Genomic DNA, 23,183 nt, shown 5'->3' on the forward strand with positions numbered 1-23,183 from the left:
GTATTTTATATTATATCTCAACTGCAAAAATAAAAAGCCACAATTACGTAGCTTTGAGTTTCAACATGTTACTTCATAGTAAGTAAAAAAGATTTTTATATCCATTTTGCAAACCAAGCAACATAGTATGCAGCAGGAATAAATAAAAGTTGAGACAAGATTGTACCAAAAAATTTAGAACTTATCATTGTAATCGAATAACTTTTTAAGTAAATATAATCACTTTGTTTTTTCATTACTCTATCTGCTAAAACAGAAGCTTTAGGATCAATAAATAATGTTAGTAAAATTGTAGATATACCATTAACAATTCCAGATGACATCAATGTCGCTTGAACAAGATCTTTCGGTACTAACATTGATGCATAGATTGAAGAAAGAACCGATATTGTGTATATGGATGTAATAATAACATTTACAACAAAAAGACGTTTTGGAATTGTTTTTAATGTAATTCCTTTTAAATATGAAAAACTTGGCATTCTAAAACACTTAACAATATTTTTAAACCCTCTACGATTAAACTGACTAATAAACAACGCAATTATGGAACCACGCTGATTAGATAATAGTATGATAGCTCTTGAAAATATATTTACAAAAGTAGGAAATAGAAGTATTCCAAAAAGTACTCCAATTGTCGTTACCCCAATTAAGATCCTATATTGCTCCTCTATATAAGTTAATTTGTTAACATCAGGTGCTTTAGCAATGAGTTTTGCAGTCATTGGTTGCTGAATCATTGTAGAAAACCTTGAAACGATTACTAGTGTACTAAATAATGATAATGCTGTTGCAATTAGTTTCACTCTTGCACCCGAAATTCTGGTTGAATAAGCCAAAGTTTCAATCATTGTCACAATAAATATAAATACAGATATAATGACCACTTTTCCTGTAATAAGTTCCATAATTAGCTCCTCAATCTTTCTTACTGTCGTAATACATATAATTAATTTTACCTTATTTTACCATTTTCCTCATTATAATTTATAGTTTCTTATGTAATTAAACTGCCATTAACTGAAATAAAAAACGAGGCATTAAACAAAAAAACCAATCCCTTGACTTACAAAGGATTGGTTTTTAGTATCTTGTTAATCTCAATTTTCAATTGAAAACGATAAAATATTCTCTGTTTGGTCGATTATTGCTTCACAGGACAAAATTAAGTCACTTTCTTGATTATCTATCCAAAGTTCAAATTCAATCGCATATCCTGAACCATCATGTACTCATAAAAGTAAATATTCTCATACGCAAAATTAGGTGGAAGGGTTAGCGCACCCCATTGATTTAGTTCTTCTTTAAGATCTTCAATTGTTAGTTCTTCTGATAGTTTCGAATTAATTTTTATAAAATCTTTTTTTACTAACTCACAAATAGTTTCTTTAAGTATAAACTTTAATTTTTCTTTTATAATCATATTTACCAGCACCTCTTAAGAAACTAATTCGCAGTATCATATTGAAATATGCTTCAATTTTTACAAGTTTTCAGGTTCAATAACTATGTAAGTAGTTAATTGTTCAGATTATTAGCTTTAAATCCACTGTTTACCTTCTTTACGAATAAATTTAATATCGTTTTGATAATGTTCAAGATGTCCTTCTTCTATCATCTTTTGAAATGCAATGTCACCTTCACTAGCTCTTCTTGTCATTGTTTTGCATAATCCTTCTAAACGTAACGTAACTATTTCTAAAAAATCTTCTTTAATTTCTTCCCCGTAATTTTCAAAAAACAATCTAATTCGTTGTTTAAGGCGAATAGAATGTTGTGATGAATCATAATTTACTTTCTCTCCTGTTTCAGAAAGATAAAATCTACTTAAAGGAAGACAAGTGTATAGAGTATAAGCTATGTCCCAAATTCTTGGACCTGGTCCAGCCACATCAAAATCGATAATACCAACAGGCCGATCATGATTAAAAATGATGTTGTAAATTGCAAAGTCATTATGGCATAGTACATCATTTTGTTTTGGAGTGTTATCGATTGGTTCCCAGCAATCATCAAAAATAAAGTCACTTACAGCGTCATGGTAAAGGCGGAGCATTTTCGCTATTTCAATTAATACAGTATCCGACCACATATATTCTTTTAAAGGATAGTTACCTGCTTCTCCTTCAATAAATGATAAAATTTCTCGTCCTTTTTCATCTATTCCTAAAAATTTTGGTGCATAATTGAAACCTTTATTCTCTAAGTGCTTTAATAATTTATGAACTTTGAAGCTATCAGCCTTTATTTCCCGTCGAACTGTATCTCCCACACGATGAACGTTGGATACATTCCCACCCGTTAGTATTTCTTCATTTTCATGATTTGACATCTAAATATCCCTCCCTAATATGATTTTTTTACTATATCCCTTTTAATAAAATAAAAATAGAGCCACAAATGTGACTCAAGATCTAAAATTATCCTATAATTTGTATTTTCTTACCTTTCATAACTCTAATAAAGAAAAGTAAATGAAAATATAGATAGACGAAGACCGCTAAGCCTGGTGCAAAAATCACGGGAATTGAAAACAAAATTAATTGAATCAAATAGTCGTATATTTGCTTTTTTGGAGGAGTTCTTTTTAAAACAAAATCGATTATTAGAGTTACAGGTATTCCAATAACCACATATGCAATAAAGAACATTAATGAAATAAACAAATACCCCATACCATTTGCATATGCCAAGTTATGTTCGTTTCGAAATTCTGGAAAAATTATAAAATGAGCAATATCAATTAGTAAGATAGAAACAATAATTGCTAGTAATATTTTTCTCATAATTACCCCCTCCCTTAGTACTTATTATAATAGATTCCTAAATGAGAGAGTGAATTTTTGTACATTGATTTAAACGAAAAATAATTAAATATATTAATTGAAAATAACTAAAATAGCTCAAATAAAAAATCGACTTCTCAGCCGATTTTAGTTAAGATTTTAAAATATTATATGTAAGGCCAATTGCACCAGAATTAAATGTTTTGTTTTCCACAAGTGAGAGGTTGCGTTTATATTCCGAAGCCTTAAACAAAGGTAGACCACTTCCTATAATAACTGGTGAAATAGTAATTTTAATGACATCAATTAAATCAAGTTCCATAAGAGCATGTGCAAACCTAGGGCTTCCTAAAATAATGATATCTCTACCTGGCTGTTTTTTTATATTTTTAATTTCTTCCTCAATATTTTCTTTTACTAATTTTGTATTATTCCATTCAGCTTTTTCAAGTGTAGTAGAAAAAACAACCTTTGATGTCTCTTCTATCCATTTAGCATGTTCAATTTCATATTCTGATGCTTCTGGGTTAGAAGGTACTGATGTCCAATAATTTTCCATCATTTGATATGTTCCTCTTCCCCATAACACTGTGTCTACAGTACTTAAAATTTCTCTAGCATGCTTTTCTAATTCTTCATTGTAAGATACCCATCCAATATCCATTTGACCGTTTGGTCCTTCTACAAAACCATCTAAAGAAGAATGTAAAAATAAAATAACATTTCTCATAAAATCCTCCTATGTACTAAGTTATAGTTATTTTCTTTATTTATGTAAACAAGGAATTTCTAACTGTTTTTATTGTTTAGAAGATAGTTTTCTTCTTAAATCATTTTCTTATATTCTTCACTTGGAAAAAACTAATATCAGGTTTTTCATGTCAAATCTTTGATAATTTCCCCATTTCTAAATTAATCAATACTATCAATCAGACATTAAAAAACAACGACAAAATTGTCGATCATGTTCTTCCTAACTCACCCGATAGTTTTTAAAATTTATTTGATTTTCTCCGCCAACTCTAAAATAATTCCTTCTGGGCCACGAACGTAGCATAACTTATAGCTTTCTTCATATTGCTGTATTTCACTAAATATTTCCGTGCCCTTCTCTTTCAATTTTGCAATAATAGCTTCAATATCTTCAACAGCAAAGCAAATATGTCGGATACCTAGTGTATTTGCAAGAGGTTTCTGTATATCTTTATCATCTGACGGTGTATAAAATTTGACTAGCTCGATCCATGCCTCACCATCTGGCATCCCCATTCCTACACATGCCGTTTTCACATTATTAAGCCCAACTATTCTGTCCAACATTTCTCCATCCAATTCCCATTCCGCTTTCACATCAAGTCCAAGGTCAATAAAAAACGCTTTAGCCTCTGAAAGATCGTTTACGTTTATACTCACATGATCTATTCTATTAATCACCCTATCTCATACCTCCTATGTACCTGTTATTTTCAATATCTGTATTGGTGTAAGGTTTGTTTGAAATTACAATTCGCTTAAAACAGAAAATATCCTTCTCAACAAACCTGCCTCCTTTATCTCAATTAAAAAACCAACTTTTCAGCCGATTGTGTTTTTCAACCAAAGCATTGCGTTAGTTTAATTAGAAATTATATTTAGATTAGAGAATTTATTGAACCTAGATGTAGCTTTAACAGTAATACATGTGATACTTATCGTGATTTTTTATCTGCTTCATCATGTGGATATTTATGAGGGATATTAATTTCCTTATTCATATAAAAAAAGCAGCATTTGCTGTTCTTATCCAAGATGAAGACTACCTTTTTTAATGAAAATTCTTTAATTCACTTTGGAAAATTAAGTTTAAAAGGATGATAATATGCAACTAGATATTGTTTGGAAAGCAATGCTAATTGTTTTTATGGGAACTTTTTTATTAAAAATAGCTGGAAGAAACTCTATTTCCAAATTAACAATCTCTGAAATTGTTTTAATGAGTACAATTGGCCCATTACTAAGTCGTCCAATTGAAAATAAGAGTATTTGGACTAGTTTAGGTGTTGCTTCTATTCTTATTCTGATTGTAATTGTATTTCAGTTTCTAAAAATAAAATATAAATCAATCGAATTATTACTAACTGGTAGATCAATCGTTATTATAGATGATGGAAACTTAAATTTAGAAAACATGAAAAAAATACGACTTACAACTGAAAATTTAATAATGCGTCTACACCAGTTAGGAATAACTTCAATTGAAGATGTAGCATGGGCTACTTTAGAAACTAATGGGCAAATAGGATATAAATTGAAGCCAAACTTACAACCTGCAACTAAACAAGACATTCAAAATTTAGTAAGATTAATTGAAACAAAAATTCCCGAGTCAAAGTGAATTTATTAAATTTTAAGCAAATTTTCACATACGAAAGGCGTGTAACTTAAACAATTAAATTTAAATCTACATATTTTATCATGTAATATTTTCTTTACCCAAAACACTTATTTTTTTAAGGGAAGCTCTTTATCTAGAGTTTCTCTCTTTTTTATTTTTTGCTGAACTAACGCATGTCTTAGTTGGGTAAAAAAAGAGAATCCTCCAGAAAGGGATTCTCTACTTTGGGTTAATTTATATATTGGGCAAAGGCAAACAAGCTTGTAAAAAGAGAGAAACTCACAGAATAAGTTTCTCTAAAAAATAGGTGATATTGGTAAAAAATTAAAACAAGAAATGTAATATTATTATATAGAAATTAATATCAATTGTTTTAGTTATACGCCTTTTTATTTGGAAAATTATGTAAATTTTATTTTAGTTGTATATTGACTTGTTAACGTCGTGCATGTCATGTTCTGTTCTAGTTTACATAAACACTCGTTATCGGCAATAAAAAAGGATTTTCATATAATGAAAATCCTTTTTTATTTATAACTTTCTACTTGAAATCCTAGTGGATAAAAATTACCTTACCTTTTATTATTTGATAGTTAAACTTGTCCAAATTCAACATCAATATATTAATATGTCTAAATGTAAAATCTTGCATATCGCTTTTGTCCCACTCTATTAATTTTTTTATATTATATAATATTTATTTCTAAATTAAATTGAAGATATTAAAGCAAAAAAAAGAGCTACAAAATTAAAATCCTTTTTGCTGCTTATTCAATTACAATGGGAGTACAATAAAAACTTCCATTCACTGTTGTGAATCTGAGGATTCATGTTTGGCTAACGCATGCTTTTGTTGAATTAATATATCGTGGAATCTTTTAAAGAAAATATAAATTTATAGAAGCGAGTGGTGAGATTGAACGCTAATATATTAATGGAATGGGAACAAAAGCACGATGCAAAAAATAGAACTATTAATGGATTTTGGGAATGCTTTAGGAAATGGCGAGAGGAAAAAAAGTAATACTACTTGGATACATTTAAAGGAAAGTTGTACTAAGAATTCATTCAAGTTAAAGAATGGTCTATTGAATTAAAGCATAGTTTTTCAAGGATTGAAGCGTTTGTGTTTTTTACTGTATATATTTATTACTTTGATAAAGAGAATGCCTGCTAAATACTAGCAATTGATCTATGTATTAGTTATATAATTTGATCGATTGTTTTAATTTTAAAATAAACGCGTTTAGACTCTCGTGTTTCATTAAGATAAAGATTTAAAAATTAACATTATCTTATATTTCCTCTTTATAAATTCAATTCGTTTTTGAGACTATGTAACTAGCTTAGTAATCCACTATGAAGCATATAATCAAAACGGTGATTCTGATGGTTACAAAATTATAAAGGAGAAGGCTGTTCTTTCTGGAGGAAATCTTCTTGCATTTATAAGCTATTCTTTTGTTCGAATTGATAAATTCAATGAAAGAGGTGAGTGCAATAAAATCATTTTTAAAACTAATCTCCATTTTGACTTTTGGTTTGGTTTTAGGTGGATGTAGCTCTTTGGCAGTTTATTACAATAATAAAGGATATAAAGAAGAACAACAGGGGAAGTATGACGCGGCGATTTCCCATTTAAACAAGGCAATAAAAAATGATCCTAATTTATGGGAAGCTTATAACAATCGCGGGCTATCGTATAATCACAAAAAAATGTACGATAAAGCAATTGCCGATTATAGTAAGGCGATTGAATTGAATCCGAAAAAATATAAGCCATATAGCAACCGCGGGCTTGCCTACTACAATCAGCATATGTATGATCAGGCCATTGCCGATTACAACAAGGCCATTGAGTTGAATTCAAAAGATTACATTTTATATTACAATCGAGGGCTTGCCTACTACGATCAGCAGATGTATGATCAGGCTATTTCCGATTACAACAAAGCCATTGATTTAAATCCGAAAGATTATTTGTCATATAACAATCGAGGGCTTACTTTTTACGATCAGCAGATGTATGATCAAGCCATTTCTGACTTAAACCAGTCTATAAAATTAAAACCTGATTATGCAACATCATATAGTAATCTTGGGCTTGTCTATCTGGATAAACAAATGTACGATGTGGCTATTTCTGATTTTGATAAAGCTATTGAATTAAATCCGAAACATTATAAGGCCTATAACAATCGCGGGCTTGCCTATTACTATAAACACATGTATGATCAAGCAGTTTCCGATTATAACAAGGCCATTGGCTTGAATGCAAAATTTTACCTGGCCTATAACAACCGGGGGCTTGTCTTTTACAATAAGCAAATGTATAAACAGGCCATTTCTGATTACAACAAAGCCATTGATTTAAATCAAAAAGACTACCTGGTATATGACAACCGGGGGCTTGCTTATTATCATATGCAGATGTTCGATCAGGCCATTTCTGATTACAGCAAGGCCATCGATTTAAATCAAAAAGATTACCTCGTATATAACGACCGCGGGCTTGCCTATCAAAGCAAGCAGATGTATGATCAGGCCATTGCTGATTACACCAATGCCATTGATTTGAACCCGAAAGATTACCAAGTTTTTGACAACCGTGGGTATGCCTATCTCAGTAAGCAGATGTACGATCAAGCCATTGCTGATTTCAACAAGGCGATTGGTTTGAATTCAAAAGATTACCTCGTATATGACGATCGCGGGCTTGCCTATTACTATAAGGAGATGTACGATCAAGCCATTGCCGATTTCAGCAAGTCAATTGAATTAAATCCCCAATTTAAACTTGCATACAGTGATCGCGGAAATGCATACCTTAAAAAAGGCATGAACAAAGAAGCGACACAGGATTTTAATAAAGCAAAGTAATCTTTATTTATTCAATAATAAAAGGAGTAGGAATTTGACCTACTCCTTTACTTTGTTCTCAATTTTTTTGCACTAAACCAAAATAATGTAAAGAAGATATCTATTTCTAAAAATAAATTGTTCAATTGTCCAGTTTTTCATTTTCCTTTCATTATTATGTGTGATTATACAAATGTACTTTAATTCAATAGAAAGGAATTCAATTATGGAGACAAAACAAAAGACAATAAATACTATGCTTAACAAGGTACCAGAAGTTACAATATTTTTCTGGATTATTAAAGTTCTATGTACAACTGTTGGTGAAACATTTGCTGATTTCTTGAATTTTAACGTTGGTTTAGGTTTAGGACTTACAACAGTCCTTATGGGTGTTGCATTTTTTATCTCTTTATTTTTTCAATTCAAGGCAAAGAAATATGTTCCAAGTATTTATTGGATCACTGTTGTACTAATAAGTGTATTCGGTACATTGGTAACTGATAATTTGACTGACGCGATTGGCGTACCTCTTGAAACAAGTACGATTGTATTCTCCGCGCTACTTGCATTAACGTTTCTATTTTGGTTTCTTAGTGAAAAAACACTTTCTATCCATTCAATTTTCACAAGAAAAAGAGAAATATTTTATTGGTTAGCGATTCTTTTTACTTTTGCACTAGGTACTGCTGTTGGGGATTTATATTCTGAACAACTTGGACTAGGGTATTTTAAAACTGGTGTAACAGTTATTGTGATCATACTTTGTGTATTCTTAGCCTGGAAGTTTTTAAAACTTGATGGAATGTTAGGGTTCTGGATTGCATACATTCTTACACGTCCACTTGGAGCATCACTAGGAGATTATTTATCACAACCAAAAGTGAATGGTGGTTTAGGTTTAGGAACAACAAGTACAAGTATCATTTTTCTGGTCGCAATTTTAGGAATCATTGTTTTCCTTGCTGTTTCAAAAATTGATATTTCATTATATATTGAAAAAATAGATGAAAATAAAACTAAAAATAATATAATGACACAAACTATTTTAGCACTGTGTATTTTCTTAGCTGTTGGTATTGGCGGTTATATTAAATTATCATCCAATACTGGTTCTACTGAAACAACATTATCTGGTCAATTAACAGATTTTGCAACAATAGAAAATAAAATGTTGTCGGATGTGAACTCAAAGAATTTTAATTTAGCTAAAAAAGATGCTGACAATTTGGAACATCAATGGGATACTTCAGAGGCTAAACTTAGAAAAATAGATAGTACTTCGTGGACTAAAATTGATGGTACGATTGACGTTGTATTAGCAGCGGCTCGTACATCAACCCCAGATGTAAATAAATGTAAAACGGCAATTAATCATTCTCTTGATGTAATAAACGCTACAAATAAATAAAATAATGATTAAGGAAAAAGCATTTCTTGTATGAGAAATGTTTTTTCTTTTTGTCAAAACGATTGCATATTCAATAACAATAATAATATAATAAAAAACAACAGAAATTTATTGTAAAACGATAAATAATATGTTAAATTCATATTGTCATTATATAAGTGAGGTACTAAATATGAATGGTAAAAGAAGTTCAACTACTTTCTTAAAGGCAATTATTTTTCTCGCTGGAATTGCAGTGCTTGCTTTATGTATATTTTTGGTACCCCATTTTGCGAATTTCGCAGCAAAAATGTATCCAAATATTGCAGCAATGAAATATCTCGTTTTCATCGTTTTGTATGGAGCTGCTGTGCCTTTTTATATTGCTCTTTTTCAGGCTTTCAATCTTTTACGGTACATTGACGACAACACAGCGTTCTCGGAATTATCTGTAAAGGCGTTAAAAAACATAAAGTACTGTGCGGTTGCAATTAGTGTTATCTATGTATTAGGTATGCCACTCTTTCATTTTATAGCGAAGAAAGTTGACCCTCCTATTGGATTTTTAGGACTGATCATCATTTTTGCTTCGTTGGTTATCGCCGTTTTTGCTGCTATCCTCCAACAGCTTCTACAAGAAGCAATTAACATAAAATCAGAAAATGATTTAACGGTCTGAGGTGGATGGTATGGCAATAATTATTAATATCGATGTGATGTTAGCAAAACGAAAAATGAGCGTAACGGAGCTTTCAGAAAAAGTTGGGATTACGATGGCGAATCTCTCCATTTTGAAAAATGGAAAAGCAAAAGCGGTTCGTTTTTCAACATTAGAAGCAATCTGTAAGACATTGGATTGTCAGCCAGGTGATATTTTGGAGTACAAAATCGACGAAGACACTCAATAAAAACATACAAGAAAATTATTTAACTAACTGGAATCAATAGAGAATTTAAGGGATAGCTTAATTGCTATCCCTTCTATACGTTTTTCAATAATGAACATTTACGGATGCTTTATATCTAATACTACTGCCATTTCTTTCCCAAATCGATCGCCTTGATCAATGAATCCTAGACTTGAATATAAATTATGTGCTCCTAGGTTTTCAGGGTGATATCCTACAACAATTCTTTTGGCACTTGTTTGTTTAATCATCTCATCGATCATTAACTGTGTAGCAATTTTGCCAAGTCCTTTTTGTTGAAAATTCTTATCTACCATTATTCTATATATCCAATAGCCATCCAGCTCTTCTTCAATCGTATTAAACATTAAAAATCCTACCGTTTTACCTTCAAAATCAATAGCAAACGGCTTTAGTGAAGGTTCAAATTTCGATTGAGCAATAGAGATTGCATTCGGTTCGATGTGACTCTTTTGTTCCTCAGATACCTCTAGTAGACAGCATTCATACCAATTTTCTGCATTTAGTTCCACAAGTTCTACGTTTCTGTTCTGCATAGTTTCTCCTTTGTTACAATTATTTGAGCCAATTTACTCTAATTCATAATTTTAACAAATTTTTCCAATATTTAATTGAGACGTTTATCCTAATTCATCTATTCTCTTCATTCAAAATAAATGTACATAGTAAACAAAAAAATAACCTCTCATCACTGAGTGGCTATTTCTTTAACAATTTCAATAAATTTTTTACTAATATTAGAAAGCTTTTTGTTTTTTGGATAGATTACCCATAAATCCTTTACAACGTATTCATTATTTTCTTTGTAAGGAATAGATTTTAAGTTTCCATTTAGAATGTACGGATGAAATTTAGCGCCTGACTCATGAGAATATACAAATACATTATATTCTCTAACAGCCTCTGTAAGTATATTCATACTGTTTGTCGTTACTCTTATTTTATTTTTATTTTCTTTAATTAATTTAGAATAATAATAATCAGAATAGATTGAATAGCACGCTGTATCCATTTCTAATACATCAGCTTTTGTTACGTAGTCAAGATGGTAGAGTGGAGAGTTTTTTCCTACAATAACGTGAACACGATCAGTCCGAATGATTTCATAGTTAATATTTTTTTCACTCTTTAGTATCTCTAAATCTTGAGGAAAAAAACAAAAATCATATTCAGTGTGTTTAATTGTTTCCATTATTAATGGTGGATCTTTTTCCTCGATTTCAATCGTTACATTTGGATGATCTTCTTTAATTCTGTTCAATGCTCGAAGAAGTACAGCTGCAAAAGTAGGAGCTGCTACTATTTTCAAATGAATCTTTTTATTATTTTTATAATCATACAACTCTTCATTTAACTTATTGATAATTTCTAACACTTCACTAGCTCTATTTATTAAAATCTTTCCTTCTTCTGTTGGAAATGTCCCTTTTCTTGAACGGTTAAAAATACTTATTCCCATTTCATGCTCTAATTGGGAGATCGATTGACTTAGTCCTGAACTTGTAATATGCAATTTTTCTGCAGCTTTAATGATTGATTTCTCGCTTGCAACTTTCACGATGTATTCCATTTGCTCGAAATTCATAAATTCTCCTCGAATAAGAGTATACACACTTATATTTTCTTTCAATTGAAGTTGTATACATTCTAGCACGAAAAAGTGGGACAATTCAAAAACGAATCATCTGTATACGCCTAAAGTGGGAGAATTCGTCTTCTACTCTTTTTGTTCAACTTTTGCATGCGTACGTTCAACAAAAATTAAAAAGAGAGAAACTCGTTGGTGAAAGAGTTTCTCTAAAATAATTGAATAATAGGTGATATTGGTAAAAAACAAAAACAAGAAAGTAATCTTACTCAATTATTATATAAAAATTAATTTTAATTGTTTTAGTTATACGCCTTTAATATGGAAAAATTTTACATTATTTATACAAATTCTCTTCAATATCTACTTTGATATAAAATTCCTTAAATAACTAAACTGCCATTATGTTGAAAAAAAACTCTTTATAAAAACAATTCCATTTCACTATCTTTTTTAGTAAAGCCCATTTTTTTATATAGTGGCCGTCCATCCTCTGAAGCATGCAGCCAAACTCGCTTAACTCCATTTTTTTTACATTCATAGATACATTTTTCAAGCAATTTTCTAGCTAATCCTTTACCACGAAACTCAGAGACTGTGTACATATTTAGAATATAAGCTTCAATCCCTTGTAAATTCTCTAAATAAGGTGGTCTTTTAAATAAGACCATCCCACTAATACTAACTGGTACTCCGTTATTTACTACCATAAAGGATATAAATTCATTTTTTGAAAGTGCAGTATTCAAATATTCCCTTGTTGAAGTTTCGATCAGTTTGTCCTCTTCATGAGACTTCAGTTCTCCCAGTTCATTTAAAAGCTTCAATCGTAAACTTATTACTTGCTCAATTTGTTCATGAGTTACTTTGATAATATTGAACAATTAGTCACTTCCTTTTTTCTGATTTTCTATAAGTAAGTAAAAATCTCCAAGCATTAATTTGAATGATATCTAGAATTGTATGTGCATCAAAGAAAAATGATTCAATAGGTCGTCAAATATTTAAATCCTTCTAACCAGCTCCCACTAAACTTTCTCAGAAAAATACTTATTCATCTTATATAAAAGGCTTTGTCTAGATATCCCAAGCTTTCTAGATGCTTTTGCATGCTGACCAAGTGAATCATCAAGAGCTTTTAATATGTACTTTCTCTCAATCTGATCTAAAATTTCTGGTAAAGGCAGATCGTTATTCACTGATTCAATTAAATTTTCATTCTTCATTTCACTATTTCTCTTGGAAAGTCCTCAATTACAGGAGTTTCACCGTTACATAAGACGACTGCACTTTCAATTGCAATTTCTAGATTATAAAGTATTACTTTTATATTTGTTATAATATTGATCCATAAAAAAAGATACCTAAATTTGGCATCTAAAATTAAAACCGAACAAATATCCCAGTCTTATCATCAGAATGAGTCTTACTTTTCAACTCTTCCATTTCTAATCCTTTTGAATAATCTTCCAAACCGATTTCCTTGATTAGCTTATATACATGCAGTAATTCAAACTTCGGATGAAATAAACCATCACTGATTAGTAAAACTGACTTTAAATTTTTAGTATCAATAGATCCCAATTGAATATAGTTTCCGACAGCTTCGGTTCCATTTGCAACTGAATAACCATCAACTGTATTAGCCATGCTTCGATTATAAATAAGTTGATTTTTAATAGACTGGTAGTATGATTCATCTGGTAAAATCAGCCCTTTTTTTCTATCCTTTTCACGCCTTTTTTTTGCCCTAATACTAATGTCCTTCACAGTATCTTTAGTCAGAGTTTTAATTTCCCCACTATGGTATTCTGCTAAAATCATACAATCCCCAAGTTGAGCAAAAGATACCTTTTGCTTATCAATTTTTATAATGGCAACGCATGTACACCACCGTTCCTCTGGACGGTTTATATCTATTTTATTTATTTTCATTTCTTCCATCAGTCTTCGATTTGCTAGAATAATTCCTTCAGATAAAGTCATTTCAGCCCTAAAATGATTTTTAAAATACTTCTTAAATAAATTTGAGGCAATATATGCACCATTCATGCCATCAGCATTTTTAAATGGAGTAATTGGTGTTGCTCCATCAAATACCCCATATACATTTATTTCGTTGTTTACTACCATTGCATCCTCGGACACATTTTTTGAAAGAGATATTCTAGCAGTAGTACTAATCTCCATATTTTAATCACCACCAAACAAATGAATTTGCAGGTCTTTAAATTAATATGGAACACAAAAAGGATTATGTACTTTTTCTATTTTAATTCTTAAAAATTTGGCTTTATTATCAAAACTGTGTAGAACCCGCTATTTCCATGTTTGGCAATAGTTTCCAAAATTTAACAAATTTTCATACAAATGAAATATCTCGTTAACAAAAACTGATTATACTTAAACATTGTTGCTTGTAAGACAACCAAATACAAAAAAAGAAGGTGTATCATGAAAAAACGTATTCAATCCAAAAAGCTATTATCATTAGTTGCTGGAAGTGCTCTCGCAATTACATCATTATTTGGCAATTATCAAACAGCATTCGCATGGTCTGACGAGGATGTTCACAATCAAGATCATAGTACACATCATTTCATCGTAAATGGAGGTGTCAAACTTATAGCTGATAATACAAATCCTGCAATCAACAAGCCTACTACACTGCTTAATCAGTTTCGAGATCGTTGGGAACAAGGCTTATACGATGCGGATCACATTAATCCTTTTTATGATACGGGCACATTTATGTCTCACTTTTATGATCCAGACACACAAACAAATTATACGGGAGTTTCTTATCCAACAGCTCGTCAATCAGGAGCGAAGTATTTTAATCTAGCATCGGATTACTATAAAAAAGGCGATTTTTACAATGCATTCTACTACTTGGGAGTGTCTTTACACTATTTTACAGATGTAACCCAGCCTCTACATGCTTCAAATATTTCCAATCTAGATCATAACGCACCCGGCTATCATTCGAAGTTTGAAAATTATGCGGAAAGTATTCAAAGTCAAATGACGGTGCCAAATTCAGGTTTATATAATTGGAATGCTTCGACTGATCCTGAAGCATGGATTCATCAAGCTGCGGTACAAGCAAAATCCGTTTTACCTCAAATTTGGAATGATACGATCATTAATTACTTCTGGCAAGCAGCTTACAGTAATTATTATTCTGCTATGTGGAAAAACGAGGTAAAAAATCCGACTCTTGTTCAGTTAAATCAAGCTGAACGAGAGACTGCTGGATTCATAGATATGTTTTTTCGCGTAAACGGTGTAGAAATGCCTGTGACGGTATATAAGGAAAATGCTTTTGGCGGTGCGTCAGAAATACTTGGATCCGGTAATTATGATTACGATCAGCTTGTAAAAGGGATTGGTAATGATACCATTTCTTCTATCCATATTGCACCAGGCTATCAAGTCACTTTATTTTCCGATGCAAATTATAAAGGAGCGTCGATTGTTCTGACAAATGATGTGAATGATTTAGGCAACTTTAATCATCAAGTATCAAGCTTAAAAATCGTGAAGATCTCTGCAATTTCTAAGTAATCTAAAGGCAACGGAAAAGCTGGAAGTTATAGATGTTCAAATGCAACTAGCACACATTATACATAAGACTATTTAAAGGAATATAAAAAATTATTTAAAAATAGTATAGTCCTATCGGATAAGTCGTCATATAATAGTAAAGGTATTATTTATACGAAAAAAGTGAGGTGGAACATTTTTATGGGTAGTCCCAGTATAGGTGAGTCGGATAATTTACCGACGACATCAGAGGAAGTCATACAATTGAATATCCGAGGAGGATTACATCATAAAAATGTAGTCCAACTTTTATAAGCTTTTGAAGACTTCCTCTAGAAAAGAGGAGGTTGGAAACATGGTACACAACATTTGGAAGCAAATTTATGTTAAAAAACAAGTTGAAAAACCAAAAAAAATTCAAGGGTTTGATATTGATCTAAACCATGAAAACTTATCACGAATTGACCGATTAGTGGATCGTTATGAGTCAGAAATTCTGCAACATTTAAATAGTGATTACACCCAACGAACAAAATTGTCTGAGAGAATCGCAGATAAAATTGCGCAATTTGGTGGTAGTTGGAAATTTATTATTTGGTTTAGTTGTACACTTGCAGTATGGATGATTTGGAATAGCCTATCATTCACAAAAGCTTTTCATTTTGACTCTGCACCTTTTATCTTGTTGAACTTATGTCTATCTTTTATTGCGGCATTTCAAGCACCAGTCATTATGATGAGTCAAAACCGTCAAGCAGCACGCGATAAGCATGAATCCGTTATCGATTTTGCAATAAATTATAAAGCTGAACAAGAGATTGGTGACATGCAAAGTCGTCTAACCAATATTGAAAATCAATTAGCAGAGATTAGAGATTTACTTAAACAAAAAAATTAAAGATATTGATATAAATTGATCACTATATAGTCTTCTTATCCCCTTTATTATAGACAGTCAAAAGGATTGTCCTATTTTATGAAGGGGATTTTTTGAGGAAAAATTGGTCTACATATGAGTGACAGTTCAATATAAGCTTCCTCATTTAGCTAAAAATTAAAAGAACAATTAGCCTCAATTGACTGCTTGTTCTTTCTTAAACAGAAGTGGTGAATACATGATTTTTCAGGTCATAATTAATTATTTTTTCTAATTAGATGCTCGCTTATTCTTGCCTACTGTTGATGCTCAACCTTATTTTGTAAATTTTGTGTAATCTGGCAATCTTTCACAATGAAATTTGATTTATTTTTCCATATTAGTGATATACTTAAATTATTAAATCCCTATTATAGGAGGAATGAAAAATGAACGAACAAGAATTAAAAGAATATCGTACAAATGTCATTTCATCACTAGAGGAAGAAATCGCTCACTACCAAAACTTAATCAAACTAACAAGACATAGCAGACTGAAAGAAAGCCATACATATAATCTTAAGTTCATGCAAGAATTATTAGACGCTGAAAAAGCTGATCAAAATAAATGATTAAGAGGTACCTTCTAAGTGGAAGGTGCCTTTTTTAATTGTGAGAAATAGTTAAGCCGTTTTCAACAAGGACTAAAAATAATCTATTTATTGCTCATAAGGTAGAAGCACCTTCCACAAGGAAGGTGCCTCACTCACTCTTTATTTACTTCAATCCAAAAGCCTTAATAATATCTTGATTAATACTATTACCCGCATCATCCCAAGCACTTGCTCTTAATGATACAGAAGTTGCCTTCTTACGGTTTTCAATTCTAGCTTTCCAGCCATCTTTTTCACGATTTAAATCAACTAGTTCCCAAGTCTTGCCTTCATCATATGAAACTTCTAATGTTGCACCTTTCATTTTACCGTTTCCTGGTGCTCCAGCTACTTGAATAGCTTTCATTTCTAAATCGACCCAACGGCCTGATTTTGCATCACCATTCATGTCAGTTTCTACATTGTAATCAAGCGAGATTAATGGAAGTTCTGTTTGATATTCTTCTTGCTCTTTAGACCAGAATGTCCACTCTGTATGTGTTTTTACAGAATTATCAAAGCGAGCTGGATCGCGCCAAGCATCACTAACTACTTTATACTGAGTATTTGCAGTTGGGTATTCATTAAATGAGTAGATTGCTTGTCCTTTTGCTTCTTTTACTAGTTTTGATCCTTGGTATAGTTTTAATGTTTGTGAACCTGGATAATTAGTTTCTGATCCTGTGCTTCCTACTCCAGAATCAGCCCATGCAGGGATGTTGATGACTAAGTTGTTTCCTGTACGATAAGGTTTCCAGAAGCCATCACCTAAACGAGGACGAGCAACCGGTGAGAACCACTCTTCATCTAATGTTTGTCCTGGTTTGTATGTTGCTTTTGGCTGGCGTACTTCCCAAGCAGCATCTAGCACACTAGCTTGATGATACCAAGAAGTGCCTTTTTGAGCAGAAACCCATTCAGTTCGAACTGATGGTAGATTTAATTTCATTTGATAACCTACTCCATTTGGTCGGTAAGATGGAATATCCCAACGGAATTCACCACCTGCTGTAGGTTGATCAGATTTGTATTCAGCATTAATTTTTACAAGTTCGTTCGCTTTAGGTGAATATGTTACATCATTTGGAATTGCATTGTCATGGTTATCAACAAGATCATAAACGTATTTCGAATTAGGAGTACCTTTTACGTCCAGTGTTACTTTTTTGGACTTCGCAGTCTCAATCAATTTTTTTCCTTCTGTTTGGCTAATTGCTACAACCGCGATTGGAGAATCTGAAAGTGAGTAATCATCATTTTCAACTCCAACATATTCACTAATTTCTTCTGGTCCATCATTTACAGTGATAACTAGTTTTGCACCTGCTGCATATGCTGCTGCAGAACGTTCCATACCAGTTACTTCATCACTTCGATCAACGATTACAGCTTTACCCTTAACGTTTAATCCTTTATAATCGGCTGGAGCCCCTTTACCTACATAAACAGCATCAAAATTGTATTTTCCATCTAGCGGCGTACTTCCTGCTTGTGGGATATCATCTAATTCATTGCCTTTGAAATTAATTGTCATGTATGGTTCAATCAATCTCCATCGAGTGTTGAATGTAAATTTTCCATTTTTAACTTTCTTAGTTGGCTCAGCATACATCTTATCAACTATAGCCGGCATTACATAGATGTCACCAACATTGTTGCCATCAATTTCACGGTAATATTCCATTTTTCTAAAGCTTGCTTCTGTTTTATTTGGTACGTTTGCTGTAATTTCATTCGCTTTACGTGCATCCAATGTAACAGTTTGAGGACCATCTAAATTAATTTCAGGATTTCCTACAAGTGCAACGCCAGCGTGGTCAGTATCAGTATCAACATCCATCATTGACATTGCAGAATATGTTCCTGGTTTTAGACGTAATTCTGTTGTACCGTTAATTGCAATAAACTCTGGAATACCATTTGGACCAAGTAGATTGATATACGCTAATGTAGGATTACCGTCACGTCCAATTGCTTTTAAAGTTAGTGGATATCTTTCCTCTTCTTTAATCATAGCCAAAGCAGTATGCACAACAGTTTTACCATCAACATTTGCAGAAATCTGACCTTGATAACGTTGACCATTAGCAGCTGCATTCGGATCAAGTGTTACATTTACTTTTGCACTACCTTTTGCCGGTACAGTTACCTTGTTCGTTGAAAGTTTAAATAAACCAGCAGGTGCATCAGCATCGCTATTATCAGTAATTTTCGCTGATAGATCTAACGTCACAGCCTTATCACTATCGTTAGTGTAAGTAATTGTTTTCTCTTTCAATCCATCATTATCATGTGGCCAAGCATAGAAACCAAAATCAAGTGAACCTGTCGCACGCAAATCACCAAGAGTCGCTGCTGCAACATCAAGACGTCCAGTTCCACCTTCTAACGGCTTAATATCATCTAATTTTTTAGTTGTACTCATTAATGCATCTTTCAGTTGTGCGCCTGACCAATCAGGGTGACGTTGTGAAAGAATCGCTGCCGCTCCTGCCACGTGTGGCGTAGCCATCGACGTACCACTCATTGAAAGATAAGATCCACTTCCTTGAGTTGAATATTGAGATCGTGCAGCAGTAATATTTACACCTGGTGCTGTTAGATCCGGCTTTAATCCTTCACTTCCAAAACGTGGACCTTGTGATGAGAAGTAAGCAAGATTATCTGATTTATCAACTGCACCAACTGTTAGTGCCGCATCTGCAGCTCCAGGAGAACCGATTCCTTCACGGCCTGTATTACCAGCCGCAATAACGAACAGAGAGCCTGTCTCAGCACTTAAATTATTAACCGCTTGTGACATTGGATCCGTACCATCACTTGACTCATCGCTTCCTAAACTCATGCTTACAATTTTGGCATTATGTGCAGCCCATTCCATACCATCAATAATCCATGAATCAAGACCAAAGCCTTCATTGCTTAACACTTTTCCTACTAGTAGACTTGCTCCTGGTGCTACCCCTTTATATTTTCCACCTGATGCTGCTCCAGTCCCTAGTACAGTAGAGGCAACATGAGTACCATGTGCATGAAAATCACGTACATCTTGGTCAGGAACAAAGCTTTTTGTTTCTTTTATTTGACCAGCTACATCTGGATGCTGTGCATCAATACCCGTGTCAAGAACTGCTACTTTTACGCCACTTCCGTTGTAACCAGCATTCCAAGCAGTAGGTGCCCCAATTTGAGGAACACTTTGCTCAAGCGTTGCCTTAACACGACCATCTAACCAAATTTTTTCAATTCCAGGTGTAACTAATGACTTTGTAGATTTAACAGAATCCGCAGATTTTATATTTTTCTTAACATCTTGCCAGAACTCTTTCGAATCCTTTTTCTCTGCAGAAAGCGCTGCTCCATTTATACTTTCAAGTTCATGTGTTTTCTTTGAAGCTTTTAATGTAGGCTTCACACTTGAGCGAGTTTTTGACTCTGAATACTGTACGATAACAGGTAATGTCTTTTGAGAAGCATCATCATATCCATCCGCTATTAGTGCAGTGATATTGAATAAATCTCGATCTAATGCACCAGAAGCTAAGTAAGGCATCGCTTGTTTTGGAATAACATATGTATCCTTATTAACCGTCATGATATGTGAACCACCATCAGCTTTATCTGCTGGCTCAACACTAATCACACTTTGTCCATCTGCAAACTCTGTTACAGTAACAACATCACCTGTAATAAGGGTAATCACATGCTTCCCTGTACTTGCTTTTGCGTTAATTCCTTGAAGATTCGTTTCTACAGCACTACTATTTGTTAAATTTGAAACATTATTGCTTGTCCCGGCAGCTAACGCTTGAAAAGTCGGAACAGCAATAAGAGCTGTCGTCATCATCGCAGTAACATACTTATTTAACCTAGGCTTTCCTGTCATCTTACACTCCCCTATTCTGATAAAATAAAAAAAGCGACTTCTCATATGAATCTATTAAAATCGATTTTAATCGTTCATATCCAAACCACTTCTTAAAAAGCACTCTACATTATCAAAATATAAAGAATATTCAATTATTGGTCAATTGGGTTATTTAGCTCCTGATTTAACAGCATTTTATTAAAACGCGCTAATTTTTCTAATCGTTTTTAAATGAAATTAACCCACTTATTTTCACAAAATAAATGATTAGTTTTTTACTTTTTAATTTTCAATCTAATTAAATAGACCTATTAAAAATTCGTATAAAAATATCTTTAGAGGAAAAATGTACCTATTCCTTTTTCGCTAAAAATTAGGTTATTTACTATATAAAAGCACTTAACTCTTTGTTATGTTAAGTGCCTCTCCCTTTATTAAGATAATTTGATATAAGTTTTAAAACCTAGGTTATTCATAGATTTTCTAAAAGTTTACATCCTTTTAAAACTAAATCCGGTAGTTATCAAACAAGATAGAAATGCAACAATTGAAACCACTAATCCAATCATCAATCCTAATGATCTCATAAACAGATCTTCACCTGGATAAGAAGGTTCAAGATTTAATAACCAAAATAGAAACAAAATTGATAATAAAATATAAAAACTACTCCCTAAAATACTCATTTTAATTCGGTTTGCGTTTGAACCTTGCCATGCCTTATTCACAATCATCCATAAAAAGAAGCTTCCAAAGACGGCCAAAACCATTACCAATAAGTCGAGAAATGGAATTAGTAGATACGTTAATAGATAAATTAACAGACAAGAAGTAAAAAACAACGTTGCATTCATAATAAACAAGAAAATACCTGACATTAAATGATTTTGAAACCAACTAGTATTTTTCAATTTAAAAACAAGTTTATTATTTTCACCAAGCTTAGATGATACTTTATCCTTACTAAATAGAATTATGGAAACTGCAATAAAAACGAACAATAAAAATAAAGTCAATGACACTTTACCTCCATATTTAATTCTTATTATTACTAATTATAAAATGAAATATATTCCAGTGGAGTAACAATCTATGAAATTTATATGAAAAAAGCTATAAACAAGCGATTAAGCAATTGTTTATAGCTTTTTTATACGATAAATAATTCTTTCACAAAATTATAACATTCATAAATCTTACTCTTTATTAATTCAACTATAATAAAAGATAATCCTAGTTTAGATGTTTTATATAAAAACGAAAGAATCAAAATATGTACGATACTTGAATACTGATAAAAAAATTGAAAAAGTAGAGAAGGACTTAAGACATGCTGATTATATAGAAAATACTTATTACAAGTAATTTTAAATATTAAATAAAAAATGGAATGTAAGATAAACCGATCCTCCTGGTTTTATCTTCATTCCTATAATTTCTGCATTTTATTCTAACCTCAATACTAATCACTCAATATTACTAACCTCCAAAACAATCTCAATCTTCCGCTTCTTCTTCTCAATCATACTGGCAATAAATTCACTAAAATCATCTTTTTGACTTTTTGGGGTTTTATTTGTATCACCACTAATTGCAGCGATTCGATACAGGATCTTTAATTGTTCCATATGCTCATTTAGACTCATATTTGATAAGTCCTCATATTGTTCAATGAGCCTTTTTCTAAAAATAATTTCTAAGTCATCGTTTGTGGCAGTTTCGTTTGAAGTATTTTTTCGAATATAAATTTTATCTGTAAATAATTTATCGGAGCCTCTTTTAGCAATAAACGGGATATACCGATTTTGCTCGGGGATATAAATGATGAAGAAGGTTTTACCACTAAAATATCCATACATTTCATTCTCATCGTAATCAATTTGTTGAAGATGATAAATTAGAATAGAAGGTAAGTAGCCATTTAATTTTCTTTGAAAATCGGTTGGATCCTTTAGCTCTTCTTTAAGGATTCCTACGGGGTGATTATCATCATTTACGCCAAAAATAATTGATCCTCCACCAGAATTTGCCATTGCAATGATTAATTTTGCAATTTGGTCCTCTCTAACGAATGTTTCCTTAAAATCCAATGCATTATTTTCTCCAAAAGATTGTTCAATCAGATTTTTAAGAGAAGCAATATCAAAATTCTTATCTGCATAATTAAATGTATTTAGAAATTCCTGCTTATAAATCGGCCTTTTAACCATTATTCCACCTAGTTTCATATTTTTTAAAATCTAAACTAGATCTGTTATTACATTTAATGTTAGGAAAAAAGAAATGGCACCTAAATATCCTACAATTTTTCTGGTAAAAAATTCAAAAAGC

23 protein-coding genes are annotated in these 23,183 nt (G+C 32.0%); 8 read left to right on the forward strand and 15 right to left on the reverse strand.

Annotation, left to right across the window (positions count from 1 at the left end; genetic code table 11):
• Positions 1–95: 95 nt before the first annotated feature.
• The 7 genes from COE53_RS12840 to COE53_RS12865 form a co-directional block, all read right to left on the reverse strand.
• Positions 96–911 (reverse strand): lipid II flippase Amj family protein, encoded by an 816-nt coding sequence (locus COE53_RS12840; RefSeq protein ID WP_098948205.1) that lies wholly within the window; start codon positions 909–911, stop codon positions 96–98.
• Between the two features lie 192 nt (positions 912–1,103).
• Positions 1,104–1,211 carry a hypothetical protein gene (locus COE53_RS24570; protein ID WP_483295432.1) on the reverse strand — a complete coding sequence of 36 codons (108 nt, stop codon included), beginning with the start codon at positions 1,209–1,211 and terminating at the stop codon, positions 1,104–1,106.
• Complete coding sequence (locus COE53_RS12845) at positions 1,190–1,426, reverse strand: hypothetical protein (RefSeq protein ID WP_098948206.1); 237 nt, start codon at positions 1,424–1,426, stop codon at positions 1,190–1,192. Before COE53_RS12845 ends, COE53_RS24570 begins: the two co-directional genes overlap by 22 nt.
• Before the next feature lie 117 nt (positions 1,427–1,543).
• Positions 1,544–2,335, reverse strand: a complete 792-nt coding sequence (locus COE53_RS12850) for a phosphotransferase (protein WP_098948207.1) — start codon at positions 2,333–2,335, stop codon at positions 1,544–1,546.
• 88 nt (positions 2,336–2,423) lie between these two features.
• Positions 2,424–2,789, reverse strand: coding sequence for a hypothetical protein (locus COE53_RS12855; RefSeq protein WP_098948208.1), 366 nt, complete (start codon positions 2,787–2,789; stop codon positions 2,424–2,426).
• A 151-nt stretch (positions 2,790–2,940) separates the two neighbouring features.
• Positions 2,941–3,519, reverse strand: a complete 579-nt coding sequence (locus COE53_RS12860; protein ID WP_098948209.1) for a dihydrofolate reductase family protein — start codon at positions 3,517–3,519, stop codon at positions 2,941–2,943.
• Between the two features lie 269 nt (positions 3,520–3,788).
• Positions 3,789–4,202: a VOC family protein gene (locus COE53_RS12865; protein WP_254664630.1), complete on the reverse strand. Its 414-nt coding sequence runs from the start codon at positions 4,200–4,202 to the stop codon at positions 3,789–3,791.
• A 445-nt stretch (positions 4,203–4,647) separates the two neighbouring features.
• Here COE53_RS12865 and COE53_RS12870 point away from each other — a divergent pair, with 445 nt between their 5' ends.
• The 5 genes from COE53_RS12870 to COE53_RS12890 all read left to right on the forward strand — a co-directional run bounded on the left by COE53_RS12870 (position 4,648) and on the right by COE53_RS12890 (position 10,320).
• Complete coding sequence (locus COE53_RS12870) at positions 4,648–5,163, forward strand: DUF421 domain-containing protein (RefSeq protein WP_069035022.1); 516 nt, start codon at positions 4,648–4,650, stop codon at positions 5,161–5,163.
• Between the two features lie 1,482 nt (positions 5,164–6,645).
• Positions 6,646–8,043: a tetratricopeptide repeat protein gene (locus COE53_RS12875; protein ID WP_139116377.1), complete on the forward strand. Its 1,398-nt coding sequence runs from the start codon at positions 6,646–6,648 to the stop codon at positions 8,041–8,043.
• A gap of 205 nt (positions 8,044–8,248) precedes the next feature.
• Positions 8,249–9,433 (forward strand): COG4705 family protein, encoded by a 1,185-nt coding sequence (locus COE53_RS12880; RefSeq protein WP_025568716.1) that lies wholly within the window; start codon positions 8,249–8,251, stop codon positions 9,431–9,433.
• Positions 9,434–9,605: 172 nt separating this feature from the next.
• Positions 9,606–10,091 carry a DUF2975 domain-containing protein gene (locus tag COE53_RS12885; RefSeq protein ID WP_069035024.1) on the forward strand — a complete coding sequence of 162 codons (486 nt, stop codon included), beginning with the start codon at positions 9,606–9,608 and terminating at the stop codon, positions 10,089–10,091.
• Positions 10,092–10,101: 10 nt separating this feature from the next.
• A complete protein-coding gene (locus COE53_RS12890; RefSeq protein ID WP_025568714.1) occupies positions 10,102–10,320 on the forward strand; it encodes a helix-turn-helix domain-containing protein in 219 nt (72 codons plus the stop codon).
• A gap of 98 nt (positions 10,321–10,418) precedes the next feature.
• Here the strand turns inward: COE53_RS12890 and COE53_RS12895 are convergent, their stop codons facing one another.
• From COE53_RS12895 to COE53_RS12915, 5 genes are all read right to left on the reverse strand, one after another.
• Entirely contained in the window at positions 10,419–10,877 is a 459-nt protein-coding gene (locus COE53_RS12895; RefSeq protein ID WP_069035025.1) for a GNAT family N-acetyltransferase, read from the reverse strand.
• A gap of 152 nt (positions 10,878–11,029) precedes the next feature.
• A complete protein-coding gene (locus COE53_RS12900) occupies positions 11,030–11,926 on the reverse strand; it encodes a LysR family transcriptional regulator (protein WP_069035026.1) in 897 nt (298 codons plus the stop codon).
• 425 nt (positions 11,927–12,351) lie between these two features.
• Complete coding sequence (locus tag COE53_RS12905) at positions 12,352–12,813, reverse strand: GNAT family N-acetyltransferase (protein WP_025568711.1); 462 nt, start codon at positions 12,811–12,813, stop codon at positions 12,352–12,354.
• A gap of 144 nt (positions 12,814–12,957) precedes the next feature.
• Complete coding sequence (locus COE53_RS12910; protein WP_025568710.1) at positions 12,958–13,155, reverse strand: helix-turn-helix domain-containing protein; 198 nt, start codon at positions 13,153–13,155, stop codon at positions 12,958–12,960.
• Between the two features lie 157 nt (positions 13,156–13,312).
• Positions 13,313–14,119, reverse strand: a complete 807-nt coding sequence (locus tag COE53_RS12915) for a protein phosphatase 2C domain-containing protein (RefSeq protein ID WP_069035027.1) — start codon at positions 14,117–14,119, stop codon at positions 13,313–13,315.
• Between the two features lie 264 nt (positions 14,120–14,383).
• Here COE53_RS12915 and COE53_RS12920 point away from each other — a divergent pair, with 264 nt between their 5' ends.
• The 3 genes from COE53_RS12920 to COE53_RS12930 all read left to right on the forward strand — a co-directional run bounded on the left by COE53_RS12920 (position 14,384) and on the right by COE53_RS12930 (position 16,963).
• Positions 14,384–15,496, forward strand: coding sequence for a zinc dependent phospholipase C family protein (locus COE53_RS12920; RefSeq protein ID WP_098948210.1), 1,113 nt, complete (start codon positions 14,384–14,386; stop codon positions 15,494–15,496).
• A 334-nt stretch (positions 15,497–15,830) separates the two neighbouring features.
• Positions 15,831–16,373: a DUF1003 domain-containing protein gene (locus COE53_RS12925; RefSeq protein WP_025568706.1), complete on the forward strand. Its 543-nt coding sequence runs from the start codon at positions 15,831–15,833 to the stop codon at positions 16,371–16,373.
• Positions 16,374–16,780: 407 nt separating this feature from the next.
• Positions 16,781–16,963, forward strand: coding sequence for a hypothetical protein (locus COE53_RS12930; RefSeq protein WP_025568705.1), 183 nt, complete (start codon positions 16,781–16,783; stop codon positions 16,961–16,963).
• Between the two features lie 145 nt (positions 16,964–17,108).
• Here the strand turns inward: COE53_RS12930 and COE53_RS12935 are convergent, their stop codons facing one another.
• From COE53_RS12935 to COE53_RS12945, 3 genes are all read right to left on the reverse strand, one after another.
• Positions 17,109–20,870 (reverse strand): S8 family serine peptidase, encoded by a 3,762-nt coding sequence (locus COE53_RS12935; RefSeq protein WP_098948211.1) that lies wholly within the window; start codon positions 20,868–20,870, stop codon positions 17,109–17,111.
• Positions 20,871–21,343: 473 nt separating this feature from the next.
• Entirely contained in the window at positions 21,344–21,874 is a 531-nt protein-coding gene (locus COE53_RS12940; RefSeq protein WP_069035034.1) for a hypothetical protein, read from the reverse strand.
• 444 nt (positions 21,875–22,318) lie between these two features.
• Positions 22,319–23,062: an AlbA family DNA-binding domain-containing protein gene (locus COE53_RS12945; protein ID WP_069035035.1), complete on the reverse strand. Its 744-nt coding sequence runs from the start codon at positions 23,060–23,062 to the stop codon at positions 22,319–22,321.
• Positions 23,063–23,183 lie beyond the last annotated feature (121 nt).

It is taken from the genome of Bacillus sp. AFS029533 (genome assembly GCF_002585125.1).
In the GTDB taxonomy this organism is placed as follows: domain Bacteria; phylum Bacillota; class Bacilli; order Bacillales; family Bacillaceae_G; genus Gottfriedia; species Gottfriedia luciferensis_B.